9 protein-coding genes and 1 pseudogene are annotated in these 15,060 nt (G+C 34.7%); 2 read left to right on the top strand and 8 right to left on the bottom strand.

Annotation, left to right across the window (positions count from 1 at the left end):
• Positions 1-37: 37 nt before the first annotated feature.
• The 7 genes from F6K18_RS21420 to F6K18_RS21450 form a co-directional block, all read right to left on the bottom strand.
• The gene (locus F6K18_RS21420; protein WP_287523825.1) at positions 38-421 is read right to left on the bottom strand and encodes a hypothetical protein; all 384 of its coding nucleotides are present in this window, start codon (positions 419-421) and stop codon (positions 38-40) included.
• 767 nt (positions 422-1,188) lie between these two features.
• Positions 1,189-3,282 (bottom strand): amylo-alpha-1,6-glucosidase, encoded by a 2,094-nt coding sequence (locus tag F6K18_RS21425; RefSeq protein ID WP_287523828.1) that lies wholly within the window; start codon positions 3,280-3,282, stop codon positions 1,189-1,191.
• A 1,054-nt stretch (positions 3,283-4,336) separates the two neighbouring features.
• Positions 4,337-6,124: a hypothetical protein gene (locus F6K18_RS21430; protein ID WP_287523831.1), complete on the bottom strand. Its 1,788-nt coding sequence runs from the start codon at positions 6,122-6,124 to the stop codon at positions 4,337-4,339.
• A 966-nt stretch (positions 6,125-7,090) separates the two neighbouring features.
• The gene (locus tag F6K18_RS21435) at positions 7,091-7,498 is read right to left on the bottom strand and encodes a hypothetical protein (RefSeq protein ID WP_287523834.1); all 408 of its coding nucleotides are present in this window, start codon (positions 7,496-7,498) and stop codon (positions 7,091-7,093) included.
• 268 nt (positions 7,499-7,766) lie between these two features.
• On the bottom strand, positions 7,767-9,383 hold the full coding sequence (locus F6K18_RS21440; protein WP_287523837.1) for a glycosyltransferase family 39 protein: 1,617 nt from the start codon (positions 9,381-9,383) through the stop codon (positions 7,767-7,769).
• A 58-nt stretch (positions 9,384-9,441) separates the two neighbouring features.
• The gene (locus F6K18_RS21445; RefSeq protein WP_287523839.1) at positions 9,442-9,645 is read right to left on the bottom strand and encodes a hypothetical protein; all 204 of its coding nucleotides are present in this window, start codon (positions 9,643-9,645) and stop codon (positions 9,442-9,444) included.
• A 4-nt stretch (positions 9,646-9,649) separates the two neighbouring features.
• The gene (locus F6K18_RS21450; RefSeq protein ID WP_287523840.1) at positions 9,650-11,191 is read right to left on the bottom strand and encodes a DUF6798 domain-containing protein; all 1,542 of its coding nucleotides are present in this window, start codon (positions 11,189-11,191) and stop codon (positions 9,650-9,652) included.
• A 310-nt stretch (positions 11,192-11,501) separates the two neighbouring features.
• Here F6K18_RS21450 and F6K18_RS21455 point away from each other — a divergent pair.
• Positions 11,502-12,349: pseudogene (locus tag F6K18_RS21455) on the top strand (IS630 family transposase).
• Positions 12,350-12,449: 100 nt separating this feature from the next.
• Positions 12,450-13,004, top strand: a complete 555-nt coding sequence (locus F6K18_RS21460) for a hypothetical protein (RefSeq protein WP_287523843.1) — start codon at positions 12,450-12,452, stop codon at positions 13,002-13,004.
• 108 nt (positions 13,005-13,112) lie between these two features.
• On the opposite strand, the gene F6K18_RS21465 is transcribed toward F6K18_RS21460, so the two are convergent.
• Positions 13,113-14,987, bottom strand: a complete 1,875-nt coding sequence (locus F6K18_RS21465; protein ID WP_287523845.1) for a hypothetical protein — start codon at positions 14,985-14,987, stop codon at positions 13,113-13,115.
• Between the last annotated feature and the right edge of the window lie 73 nt (positions 14,988-15,060).

Here is a 15,060-nt window from a genome sequence, read left to right on the forward strand (position 1 = left end):
TACTTTCGGGAGAGTTGTTAGTGATGAGGTCGGATGCCTATTGTGGCAGGATGTGGGCGAGGTTTTCATTGAGGAGGTGTCGGTTATTGTCTAGAATTTGGTAGACGATGCTTTTGTTTGCTTTACCTGCCCTAACTTCCGATTCTGCTTGTAGTAGTTGTTGCAGTAGGGTAGTGTAAGAAACAGGATTTTGCGATTGATTTAACCGTTGCGTTAGTTTTTGAGCCATATTCATTAGCCGTCGGGCGTTATTTTTATTGCCTGCTTCTGCCAGATATTGTGCATATTGCTGCATGAAGGCGATGAATTCCTTATCGATTAAGTCTTGATGGTTTTGCAGTAAGTCTGCCTTTCGGTCTTCGGAACATTCTAAGAGTTGTTGAATTAGTTGTGCGTATGCTGTTAGGCGTTGTTCGTTCATGGTATTTTTGTTTGATACGATAATTATTGATGATTCTCTGTTGCTGCAATTAAAACCTCTAGATAGAGGCGATCGCTAAGAAAAGGAGGACTTGACAGTTAAGAAAAAATTTACTATACTCAATTATGAGTAGGTGCAGTTCCCGCCGATTTTAAGCCTGTGGAGAAGATAAGTTACAGACTGCGGTCAGTGGTCTTCTGTGTTTGCGCAGCATTGCGTCAGCAAAGCAGGAAGCTAACTCCAGAGCTGCGTGCAATTCCGGCACGGGTAAGTTTGGGTAAGTTTAGTAGAACGGATAGGCAGATTCGGTATACACTCTCAAAGCAGCTTGATAGCAGGAAGTAGCAGTTTCAGTATTGTCGGGACTGTTGCTTTTCTGTTTTTGTTTGTTCATGGTATTTTTGTTTGATACGATGGTTATTGATGATTTTCCCTTGCTGCTAAATGCTGCAATAAGTACGCTAATCTATATAAGTTTTGGGCTTTGTTGCATGAAAGTATATAGCTGCCGCACTTGCTTGTGCATATCTACAACAATAACGCGCTGAAACTGCTGTAACTATTGGACAATAGATAAATAGAACATCAATCTCCCGAAAGTGAGCGTACGCTTGACTCTGACTCTATCTAAACTCAACATAACTATTGGACAATAGATAAATCAAACATCAATCTCCCGAAAGTGAGCGTACGCTTGAGTAAGGGACTAGCAAAAAAATAGCTTACCAGATCGTCTTTTGTGCAACAAAGCCATTATTAATTATTAATTATTCATTATTAATTACCGCCCAAGCTCGCAAAACTTCTGCAACACTCCACGCTTGAGCAATACAACCACGGGGTGTCATCGGTTCATTTCCATCAAAAATTTCACTAATGCTGCCAATACCATGCACCGTTAAATGTTCTGCCATCGGTTTTAATAACTCTTCAGCTTTTGCTTGGTTATTATAAATTCGTAGATGCGCTACAGCATAATGACCAATCAACCAACCCCAGATAGTACCTTGATGATAAGCACCATCTCGTTGATAAATATCGCCTCCATAAACACCCTTGTATTCAGGATCGTCACTAGCTAGACTGCGTAAACCATAAGGAGTCAATAGCTTGTGCGTGCATATATCCATCACCTGTTTTTCCTGATCTGGTGTCAGTAGAGGTGGGTAACTAAATTTCCCGATCGCTGGTAATGATAAGGCAAATATTTGATTCGGTCGCAAAGCAGCATCATTACCGTTAGGTGTATCAAGTACATCGTAACAATAACCTTCCTCTTGATTCCAGAAACGAGCAAAACCCTTTTCCTTTATCAACCTTGCCAACCTTTCATAATCTAGATTATCCTTACCCAACTGTTGGGCAAACTTATCCATGATTTGCAGAGCATTATACCAAAGCGCACTAATTTCAATGGGTTTACCAATACGCGGTGTCACTACCCAATCATCTACTTTGGCATCCATCCAAGTAATTTGTGAACCTGTTTCTCCAGCATAAATTAAACCATCATCAGTATCTAACTGAATATTGTAACGAGTACCTCGACGATAGTAGTCAATGATTTCTGCTAAAATTGGAAACAAGTCTACTAAAAGTTGGCGATCGCCTGTAGCTTCATAGTATGCAAGAACTGCTTCAAAATACCAAAGTGTGGCATCTACAGTATTATAATCTGGTGTAGTACTACCGTCGGGGAAGCGGTTTGGCAACATTCCTTGGTCAACGTACTCAGCAAAGGTGAGCAGAATAGACCGGGCGACATCAAATTGTTTTGTACAAATAGTTAAACCAGGTAAACTAATCATTGTGTCGCGACCCCAGTCTTCAAACCAATGATAACCTGCAAGGATAGTTTTGCCGTATGGATGTTTGGGCGATTTGCGATCAACTATAAATTGGTTAGCTGCTAATACTAATTGATTTATCCAGTCTGGAGTTGGTTTTGCAGTAGGTTGTGGTTTTGTCTGGGCAAATGATTTCCAGAATTTAACGACTGGATTTTTGACTTCTGAGTTAGATGTTTTGGTAGTGGCAAATTTTTGGATTATTTGTTGTTCGTAATTATGATGAAAAGCTAGTTCTCTCTCGCCATTAGTAGTAGCATTTTCTTTTGTGCTGGCAACTATTGTTAGAGATTTGCCTACTTCAATTTGTGCGTGAAAAGTAACAGCGTGTAGGTGGTCTTCTAATTCTTGTTGACCGCGATATTTTTCTACTGCTAAGTTAAATCCGTAATACCAATTATTGGTGGGTGTGGATATTAATTTTTTGTCATCTGGATGAGGATGTGTCAGCAGATATAAGGGTGTTGCTTCAGGAAAAGCTTGTATACAGACTCCCTGTTTAATGTTGTCAGTACTGATTTGCCAATCTTGAGCTTTGGTATGATGATGATGATCGCGATGGTTAATTAATGCTTTAATTTCTAAGCTTAAGGGTTGACTACCATTGCGCAAATTATAATGAATATAGGTGGTGTTTTCTCCTTGCTCCATCCAGATCCGCTTCTCTAATACCACGTCTGCAAATGTAAATTTCCATACTGGTATTGTTCCTTCTAGGTAGAAGCTTTCTGTTTGTTGATAACCTTCTGGGTTTGCTGTGCCATCAGCCCAACGGTTACAGTAAAGAGGATAGTCTAGACCTTGATAATTGGCAGTTTCGTCTAGTTTTGTTAGCAATAATGTACGCCCTAATGGGGGTTTGAGTGCTGCTATGAGTAATCCATGATAGCGACGGGTTAGGATGTTAGCTACTGTACCAGAAGCGTAGCCTCCAATACCGTTTGTGACTAACCATTCGCGGGATTCAGTTATGTTGAGATTACTACAAGTTTCTCGATCGAAACTGATGACCATAAAATAAAATATTCACAATATATAAGTGCAAAGGTTTCTTTTGAAACCCGATTTCTTTATATCATAAAGGAAGAGGGAAGAAGGAAGGGGGAAGAAGGAAGAGGGAAGAAGAAAAAAGAAGGGAATAAGCAAAATACTAATACTAATTTTCTTAATTTTTTAGACAATCCAGAAGCAATATTTTAGGTACAAAATTCTATTGATTTAAAACGGGTTTTAGTTTCCAACCACACTGATGATTTTTGGTGACATTATTTTTTTAGTTGAATAAAAAGTCATGCGTAGGGGCGAACACCACCCACTAACAAAACTTTATCAGAATTTTTTGTTTCGTGCAACCCTAATTTCCTTCCACCGTGGTCGGTGCTTCATAAAATGAGAATTGGCCGAACATCAAGACTTTTTGGTTCTATCCCCTGTAGAAAAAGGGCAGCAATGGCACAACAATTGGACTGTCTTACGGTTCATCATCAGCATCAGTCCTCAGCAGCTTGATATTTGCGATCCCATCTAGTTCTATCTACAGATATTTCTTTGTTGAATAAAAAGTCATGCGTAGGGGCGAACTCCACCCAATAACAAAACTGTATCAGAATTTTTGGTACTGCGCAACCTTAATTTCCTTCCGCCACGCCTCTTTTTTTCGAGCTTCACAAAATGACAATATGTGATTATTTCTAGTTCTCTCTATTGCGATCGCCTATCAACACATGATTTCTTTGTTGAATAAAAAATCATGCGTAGGGGCGAACACCACCTAATAACAAAAGTATATCAGAATTTTTGGTGCTGCGCAACCCTAATTCTCTTCCCCCCACGCCGCTTTTTTCGAGCTTCACAAAATGACAACAATGTGATTATTTCTAGTTGTCTGTATTGCGATCGCCTATCAACACATATTTCTTTGTTGAATAAAAAATCATGCGTAGGGGCGAACACCACATAATAACAAAAGCATATCAGAATTTTTGGTGCTGCGCAACCCTAATTCCCTCCCGCCGCGCCGCTTTTTTCGAGTGCTTCATACAATGAAAAATCTAGTAATTTCTCTTATTTAAGATTGAAGCTCTAAAATACATTTTGCTTCTAATAAAACTAAGTCTGGAATATCTAGAACTTGACAACTTTTCTGAGCATTTAACAAACTGGGAACTACACCATTTTCCATCTGCATCTTAACTACAGCAGCAGCAGTATTATTTAATTGCCTCAAACGATGATTTGTCCTGACATATTCTAAAGTCAACCCTTGAGAATCTAACAACCAAAAATCAATTCCATATTTTTCAATAAAATTTTGTACCTGTTTTAAATCAGGACTATATTGTGCTTGGATTAAATCCTGAGCTCGTTGTTTTATTTCCCGATAATATCCCTGATGATAAGGCAAAGCATATTCCGAACCTACCAATATTGAACGTTGAGCAAAAGTAGGAATATTATTAGCTTCCAATGCTAAAGAAGCAATGCGAATATCTGAAGGTTGTTGGGCTAAATATTCATAAAGTTGAGGTACTTTTCCTACTACATAATTAGTCACAGGAAAATTGTTGGTTAAAGCTGGATATAGCAGGAGGAGAATTAGCACTATATATAAGTAAGGGAACAGGGAACAGGGAACAGGGAACAGGGATTTTATAGGATGTGTAATTAATCTTCTATAGGAACTTAATATAGTTTTATTTTTTTCAACTGGTTTTGTTTGGAAGGGATGGTTGAGTAGATGAAATTTGTGCCAGACAAAATCAATTATTAAAGTGAAGGCTATCCCACCAGCTAAAGCCATGATTATTCTGAGACTATGTTGACTGTAACGACTGGGATGATGTAACCGAAATAGTAAAAAGTGAGCAGCTAAAAATATTCCGGTTGATGCTAATAATAATTCTGGTAAAAGGATGATTTTATGAGTGATTTTTTTGGCTAGGGGAAAATATCTTGATCTTAAGAAAATGAGTGATAATCCTGCCCAAACTTGAGGAGGTAGGAAAGATTGAGATAACCATTCTGGGGGGATAATGCCTGAGCGATCGCCTGTTAACCAAAAGTCAAAACTATTATTTGAAAAGAAGGAAGCTCTACCTCCTGGCCAAAATTCTGGTAAATTTTTAGCTTCAGCTAATGTAATAATCGGACTATATTCGGAGGTATTCAAAGCATAGGGTAAAAGTACGAAAAAACCTGCGGTTAAACCAATAGCTAAAATGATAAATTTTGGGCGACTTCGGCAGTGGAGAAAATCTAAGACTAAGACAGCAAGACATAGTAAAACTCCTTGGGGATAAAATAATCCGAGTAGAGCGATCGCTACTGCAATTCCTAACCAAGAATGTCTGAGGAAATAGTATAAAAATGCCAAAAATAAAGGATAGAAAAATGCTCTGGGGGTAGCGGATATTAAGTCATCTTTTAGCCAGAGATTTTGATTCAAAAATAATGTGCTGAGAAATCCGGCGAGTGGCACTGGGAATATTTCTATTTCTACTCTAAAACAATAGGTAGTTGTGATTAATCCTAATATGATTGGCAGAAATTTATTTAATAGTAAAGGTGGAATGCCTATGAGAGAAAATAATTGATAAAAATAGGTATATCCGGTGGGAGCAACAGATTGAAAATAGTCAGCAATAATATCGTTGGGAAAAAGTTCGGGATTGAGAAATCTTGCCATCCAAAAAACGTGGGAGCGAGCATCATCCTGCACCACATATTCATTACTAAAAGCGGGAATAATTCCTAAAATTCCACAAATTGCTGCTAAACCCAGACTTAAATAAAACCAAAATCTGACTGGAGTGGGTGCAGTTAAAAATTTATGCAAATTAATTTTTCCATAGTCCATAGATAGTTACAAAAAAATAGTTGTCAACTACTAAATTTCTATAAAAACAGCAAAAAAAATTATTTCCAGACAAAAAGTGACGGTACTCTAAAGATAAATTCTGACCTAATATAGCAACTGCCATAACTGTCGCCATAACTGTTAGGACGCTTGACGCAAGATAAATTCTATAGCATCCCGTAAACACTTCATATCTTTTAGGCAGCGACGAATTCTATAGCAACCGCCTGGTTGGTGTTTGACAATTAATATGAACATCTTGCTCGTGTTATGAATCATTATAATTACCCGATGTCCTAACTATAGTGGCGACTGCTATAAATGGTATCTAAAGATATTAGACATCTCCAGAAAAGAGGGAGTAGGCAGCTTTGCTGTAGGCAGTAGGGAACCCACCCCTAACCCCTTCCAGGAGGGGAATAATTGATCATTTCTGCGTGATAACTGATTTGATTTTTGATTTTTGGAGATGTCTATTCATTTTGACTCCTGACTCCTAAGAAATAACCTAGTTATTTGTAGCAAATATTTATCAAATTGGTGTAAGACAGAGAAATATTTTTCTCACTGTTCCTTGTTGTAGAGTAGTACCAAAGTTTCTAAAGATTCTATGAAGACAAACATTTCGTATCTATATAAAAATACCATAATTAAAACTTATAGTAATGAACGTATTTATGTTGTTACACGGTTTTTACTTCTATGAATAATTAATAAAAATCAATATTATTTTGCTAATAAATAAAATTGTGACTCTCAACAATTCAGATATTAAATCTAAAAAACTGGAGAGTATTGTGTATGGATAATTATGTTAATTTGACACTTAGAATCAAGCAAATATGATAATAAAACCGTCAAAGTAAATAAACTATAACCCCGCGCTTCTTGAGTATATAAGACCAAAATTGGAGAAGTTGCCGTCAGAGCGATTGCTACTTCTCCAACTAATGATTTATTAAATAATTATCGGCATAACCAATAAACACAAGGAAATACTAACAAGCTAACTACAGCAGAAAAACTTCTGATTACTTCTATAGAGTTATCAAATAATTTTACCCACCATCTCAAAAGTATAAAATATATGGGAACCTGTTCGGGATTTTCTGTTGCTAAAGAGTTAATGGTACTAATAAAAGTTTTGTTAGAGTCGATATTTAGATATTGTTGTAAATTTTCCTGCTCGACTACACCAGATTTTTTCAGAATGTCAGAAAAATTTTCTTTTGTATAACCAGCTATTCTTACAGAAGTAATTATCTCATCGTGCCAGTAAACTTTTCGGTCAATATTGATGAATCTGAAGTAGACTCCTAAGATTAAGACGATGACAATTAAGACTCTTAACCAATGAAAGTAAGATTTTTGCATCGAATATTCTGAGGTTTAAGTAATACCATTTCTCAAAAACTTTTCAACCCGTATCTTGAGTAGGGGAGTAGGGAACTCACCCCTAACCCCTCCCAGGATGGGAAGTAAGGGAGTAGTCAACATAATAATAATTAATGCACTCCTAGGGTGCTAATTATCAAAAAAGTGATAAGGCTAGTGTTAATTACTTAATAATTGAAGTACTATCTAAGTATAGCTTTAATGCATAGTAATTGGTATAAATATTTATCCTGAATAACTACTTGATTTATTTCCGCTGACTCTTTTTTTCTGATGCTTTTAAAATCCAGAGTTCTCCACTGTTATGAACTAATTCTAGTGAGGAGTTTTCTTGTGTTTCTAATCCTGAAATTAAACTCCATTCTGGGCGAAATATAAACACATGACTAAAACCATCAGGAATTTCTGGTATATCACCCACTTCAACAAATTGAAATTTAACTTGAGAATTAAGCAAATAACTCAGAGAAGCTAATCTCAGGGAATGATTACTAATTACAAGTGGGTTGTTTGTTTGGTTAATGATTTTTGCTACTTGAGGGTCATAATAACTACTATATTTATGCCACCAAGTTTCTGCTTGGGAACTAATTCCACAAGATACTACTCCTACAGAAATTAGAGTAACTGTTACTATTTGCCAAAATTTATATTGAACTTGGTTAATAAAGTTGCTTAAATTAGTAGCCAAAAGATAAGCAACAGATATTTTAATTCCTAAGTAACTGGGGATGAAATAACGAGGAATAGTTGAACGTTGTCCTCCAGAAATTAAATCGGGAATTATTAAAGTTATGGGAGTTAATAATATCAAGGTTAAGATGAACAGACTTACTGATTTAGGTGTATTCTGACAGATAAAATAAATTGAGTATATTACCAAGACTAAAGTTATCAATAATAAGTAAGGCCAGATTGTATTGAGACTTAATAAAGCATCATTATCAAAAACAATATTTTTGACATCAAATAATCTTTCTGAAGAGCCAATTTGAATATCGATAAAAGTAAAACCTACATTAATCAACCATCTTTTCAACAAGGTTAGTAAAGGTACTGTTTGAGATACCCATTTTGTGCCATCGAAATGCTCAATTATTACTATTAGCCATGGTAAAAAAATTATAAATCCAGAAACAGATGCTAGGAGATAAGACTTGAATTTTTTGGTTAATTTTAGTTTTTCAATTAAAAGTATATATAATCCATGACCCAAGGCTACTAATATGGAAAAAAGATGAGTATATAAGGCAAAAATTAAACTTGCTGTGTAAATTTGCCAGTTACGTTTAGTGGAGATTTTCATTGCCCGAAGTAAGGCAATACTTGATAATAAAATTGTTACTGTAAATAAACTATAAACCCGTGCTTCTTGAGCGTATAATACTGAAATTGGAGAAACTGCCGTCAGAGCGATCGCTATTTCTCCAACTAATGGTTGATTGAACAATTCTCGGCATAACCAGTAAATACAAGGAAATATTAATAAGCTGGTCAAAGCTGAGAAACTTCTGGTTACTACTACAGAATGACCAAATAATTTTACCCACCATCTGAGTAGTACAAAATAAATCGGCAAATGTTCGGGGTTTTCTGTTGCTAAGGAGTTGATAGTATTAATGACATTTTTATTAGAGTTAGTGCCTTGATACTGCTGGAAAAATTTCCCACTAATTATGCCAGCTTCATCGGTTATATCTTCTAATTCGCCTCTAGTATAACCAGCAATTCTTAAGGAGGTAATTGTTTCATCGTACCAGTAAACTTTGCGGTCAATATTTATGAATCTGAAACATATTCCTAAGATTAAGGTAATGGCAATAAATATTTTTAGCCAAGTAAAATAAGGTTTTTTATAGAACATTAAATAAGGTTTTAGGTGGTAAGTAGTAGGTTTTCAATTCAATATTTTTCAATAGTAGCTATTTTTCAATAAGGCGTTGGTGAAAAGAGGTATGATATCTTGTCCAGATAAGAGCGCAAACAAAAAACTTTCTCCCTCTACTACTCTTTCTTGTTCTTTCTTTCCTCCTGACTCCTGACTCGGTCCTCCCCCTCCTGGGAGGGGTTAGGGGTGGGTTGACTCCTAAATAATTAAGATTAATATCATAGACGCGCTTCAGCAACGCCCTATTTTTCAATAACTTGATACATCTTATATAAATTATCTATATAAATTATTTCTACTCCTGAACATTTAACAGAGTCGTCATTTTCAACAATTATATGAGTTATCTGATATTTATCGATTAAATTTTGCAAAGTCTGGCATTTAGCTATGACAGAATTATCATAAAACTGCTGTGCCATTAATAATCTATTGTGCCATTCAATAACTTCTGTATCTTTGTAGGGATGAGATTTAAGATTAATTAAAATTGGCGCACCTGTAGCAATTCTAAAGTCAACGAATTTCCCAGAAGCGTAAGGAACTAAATATATATCTCCTGCCTGTTTATTTGCTTTGACATATTCCATAATAATTGGCGTATCTTTTTGATTAATAGTTAGCTTTTCTAGTTGTATTGCCACTCCTGACAATATGAACAGATATATTCCTACTAAACTGCCAATTTCAAGTGTTTTTTTGTATTTCAGAATCTGGGGATAATATCTATCAAAAATAACAGCCACAATATAGGCACTTATCATACAAGTAGAAATCGGAACTAAAAAAGCGGATACTCGCCAAGGGGTAAGAAACGCCAAAGTGTTACTGACAGAAATTATTTGAATTATTGTCAGAATAGTAGCTGTGGCAAAGGGCAAAAATAAGATAAAAAATAGTCTAGTTTTGCGGAGGAGATAGAGAGCGATAACTACTACTAAGATTTGAATTGGGGCGGCAGGTTCAGTTAACCAAATATCGGGGAAGGAATGATGGGGAATTCGATTTACAAGTAAGCTTTCAGAAATTTGAAAAAGCTCTGGAGACGTGGGTCTAAAAGTAATAGTCATATAACTGACTACTGGTAATACAGATATAAATGAAACGACAGCTATTAATAATGATTTTTTGAGATTATTTTCATTTTTATAAGTGAGAATCAGATAAGCTAAAGTGAGTAAAGCTGCACTAGGGAGATATGTGGGATGAAAGGTTGCAGCTATTCCTAAAGCTAAGACTGCTAAAAAAGGTTTTTTTCTGAGAAAGGCATATATAGAAAAGATAATTAAGACTCCAAATGTACAGGGTTGAAAATATCCACCGAGAATATATTGTTCGGCTAAACCATAGTGGAGATGTACATGAGTTTTAAAGTCAAATATTCTAATTTGTAGACAGTTGATAGTCAGGAGGAGGAGAAAATAAATTAGTAGTTTGAGTCGGGAAGTATTAATTTTAAAAATTACTGAAGCAATGCCAAGCATACTGTAAATATAGATGCCAAAAATGAGGATGTAATAAAAGTAGAAAAAGTTTTCATGAAAGTAAGTGTAAGTAATTTGAACTAAAAAAGTAAAAGCGGGTAAAGGGTCGAGTCTATTAGCTAACCAATCTTGGTTTAAATAACCTAAATCAGCTTTAGCTAATCCTTGTAAAAATTTAGTATGTTGATTTGAGGTATATAGAGGGTCTTGAGTATAGGAAATTCCGAAAATTAAGCCTAATATAAAAATTTGAGCTATCGGATTGAGGATTTTATCTTTCAAAGTGTTAATTTTCACCATTTCATTACCTTAAAGAAGGAAGAAGTAAAAAGTGGATAGGGATACTGAAAAGTTACTACTTCATGGAATTAACCCTAACTAATTATAGACACCGTGTAGATATAAGGTATTAAATCCAGATAGAATTCATATAGAAAAGATAATACTAGAAAATTTACAACTGATAACTGAAATAACACCATATTGTAAATTTATTTAGAAGTTAATCTTAATCTCTGTTGCCCAAAAACATAGAACTATAGTCGTTTAACTTAAGGATGAGAAAAAAATAGGGTAAAATACTCAAATAGAATTGAGGAGAGTTTAAAGAATGAGTTATAGTTTAGACTTAAGACAAAAAGTGATAGATTACGTAGAAAGCGGTGGTAAAATCACCAAAGCAGCGAAACTCTTTGGAATAGGAAGAGCATCCATATATAGATGGTTAGATAGGGAAGAACTTGAAGCCACAAAAGTAAGGAATCGTCACAGAAAACTAGATATAAAAGAATTAGAAAAAGATATAAAAGAAAATCCACAAGCAAAACTTAAACTCATAGCATAAAAATTTGGAGTCAGTACAACAGCAATTTGGAGTGCCCTGAAAAAAATAAAAATAACTAGAAAAAAAAGAACTGCGTTATAGACAAAGCAATAGAAAAGAAAGAATAAAATATGATAGCTCCTGGAGAGAATTAATAAAAATATATGGAAGTCAAAGTAAGGGTATATATTGATGAATCAGGATTTGAGGAGGAAAGCAGTTGTATTTATGCTTGGTCAAAAACAGGTAAGAAAATTGATGGAGACAGACAAGGAAAGGGGGGAAAAAGAGAACACCTATTAGGTTAGAGAAGAAAAAGAAAAAAGGACCTAATTGCCCCAATGATATTCACAGGAAGTTTAAATGCAGAAGGCTTTGAAGGCTGGCGATCAAAATATTTATTAGTCTCATGAGAAATTCCTTGAGTATTAATTATGGATAATGCTCCAATCCATGGCAAAAATATAATTAGAGAAATGGTAGAAGAAACAGAACATCAAGTAATATTCCTCCCCAAATATTCTCCTGATTTAAATAACATTGAACATGATTTTAGTGCATTAAAGAGAGCCAGAATGTATGGCGATTCACATAAATCTTTAGATGAAATTATGCGTGATTATTGTATAGTTTAATGTCTCATTCTTAAGTTAAATAACTATATATAGCCGATCGAGCGATAAATTTTTGTATAATTTTCAAGAAGTCTACTAAATATTTATCTGATGATAAGCCATGTCAAAAAAAATTAATCTTCCTGAACCTATAGGTTTTATTTTTGCCTTTGTATTAGAATTATATTTGTTATTTGGTTCTGAACTGACAACCCTAAAATGTAAACGCTTCCAGTTAAACCAAAAAGTAACCTGTGAAGTTACTTATTTTGGCTTGCTTGGAAAACGTATTACTGAAATTATTCCAGGACAGCTTCAAGGTGCTAAAAAAAAGCGAATGGGTCATAAACGAAAGAGTGGATATGGAGTATTTCTTTTGACTGAATATGATGAAATTCCAATACAAGAAGCTTTTTCTGCTTCAAGTGAATTAGTAGCTACTCAAAAAGTAGACCAGGTTAATAATTTTATTAACAACCCAGAGCAAATTTCGCTTGAAATTCTACAGAATCCTAACTGGTTTATAGTTTTTTGGGGAATTATATTTGTTATTTCGCCTATGTTATCATTGGTACTTATGTTGTTAGGATCTGGAGAAAGGAAATCTAGCATCCGGAGAATTCAAAGAGAACTTTCCTATCCTTATCATGAGGATGAAAAATCAGATATAAGTTAGCTATAAGCGAGTTTAAATTTAACAAAAGAATAGCAAAAATGTAATCTTGATAACGATAAATAAAATATAGAAGAAAAAGGTTGCTAATTTCAGTATTTTTCTTATTGCTTATTCAAGCAAAATACATTTACTTTCCAAAACCCATAATTTTTCTGTTTCTAAAACTGAACATTTATCTATAGTGCCAACTATGGCAGGAATAGTTCCATTTTGGAGGTTAATTCCAATCTGATTTCCCATTTGATGATACCACTGTCTCAACCAACGATTCTTCAGAACATATTTTGGCATAAATGCTTGACGATCTAAGATTAAAAAATCTATTTCATAAGTATTGATAAAATTCTGAATCAATTGAATATCTGAATGATACTGAGCAAAAATAAATTCTGTAGCTCGTTGTTTAATTTGATTGTAATAACCGAGATGATAGGGAATAGCATATTCCCAGGCAAACAATACCGAACGTTGAGAAAATGTAGGGATATAATTCACCTCTTCTGAGAGAGAAGCAATGAGAATATCTTTTGGTTGTTGAGCAAAAAATTCATAAATTTCTGGAGATTTACCTTTTTGATAATCAAGGTCAAAAAAATTTTTCCACAAGCTAAAATTACCAATAAGTAAAATCCCTAAAAATCCCATAAAAATTAATCCTGCAACTATTCTACTTTTGTCGGATGGTTGTTGAGTTACCCACTGAAAGACGGCATCTAAAATTATGCACAAAACAACGGCAGTTGCTATAGCTAAAATTATCCGAAAACTATGATTTGTGTAACGACTTGGTAAATGTAACTTGAATAATAAAAGATGAGCTGCCACGAATAAAACTACACCAGCAAAAAAAATCTGAACTAACAATTTAATATTCGGTGTTATTTTTTGAATTAAAGGTGGTCTTGTCAGAAAAATTCTTGCCCCATCAAAGTTATGGGTTTTATCTTCTTCCTTCTTCCCTCTTCCTTCTTCCTTCTTCTTGCTTCCCTCTTCCTTCTTCCTTCTTCCCTCTTCCTTCTTCCTTCTTCTTGCTTCCCTCTTCCTTCTTCCTTCTTCCTTCTGAAAAAGTATTGGTAATAATAATCCAACTATTAATATACGAGGTAGAAATATTTTTTTAGGTAGAATACCGCTACGACCGCCGAAGATGAAAAAATCCCAAGAATTTTGTAAGAAAAAAATACTTCTACCAGCTTCACCAAATTCTGGCAAAACTTTTGCTTGGAATGCTGTAATTACAGGTTCATAATTACTAGAATTTAAAGCATAAAAGAAAATCACCAACAAACTTAATCCTAAACCTACTCCACTAAATAGATAATCCTGTGGATTTTTGCTCAGACAAAACCACCTTTTTTCCCAGTTTAAAAGTCTGATAATTAAAATCAAAGCAGTCAGGATAACGTATTGCGGATAAAATAATCCCAACAGAGCGATCGCTACTAAAAATGGAACTAGTGATTTTCGCAATAAATAGTATAAAACTGCCAGAAATAAAGGATATAAAAAAGCTCTTGGTGTGCCAGAAGCTATATCATCTTGAAGCCAGATATTTTGACTTAATAATACTGAGGCAATAAAACCAGCAAAAGGTATGGGTAATATCTGAAAACAAACTCCAAAACAGTAGCCAGCAGTTATTAAACTTAAAGGTAATGGTAATAATTTATTCAGGAACATTGGGTCTATTCCTACTTGGGAAAATAGCCAATAGAAAGTTTTATAACCCCATGGTGCAACAGACTGAAAATAATCAGCAATTAAATCATTAGGAAATAATTCTGGGTCTAAAAAACGACGCATCCAAAAAACGTGCTGTCGTGCATCGTCTTGCACAATATATTTTCCACTAAATGCTTGTTTAAGTGCTAGTAAACTATATATTGTTGCGAAGGTTAAGCTGAGAATTAGCCAAAATATTTTCTGATTTGTTTTTGGGGTATTTGATGGGATTAAAATTTGTTTAAGATTTTGGATGTACATTATTTTGTAGTAACGATGTAGATTCAAAGCGTGCCTTGCTTACGGCCGGCCTCAACCATATTTTTACTATGTT

This window comes from Okeania sp. SIO2C2 (genome assembly GCF_010692625.1).
GTDB lineage: Bacteria > Cyanobacteriota > Cyanobacteriia > Cyanobacteriales > Microcoleaceae > Okeania > Okeania hirsuta.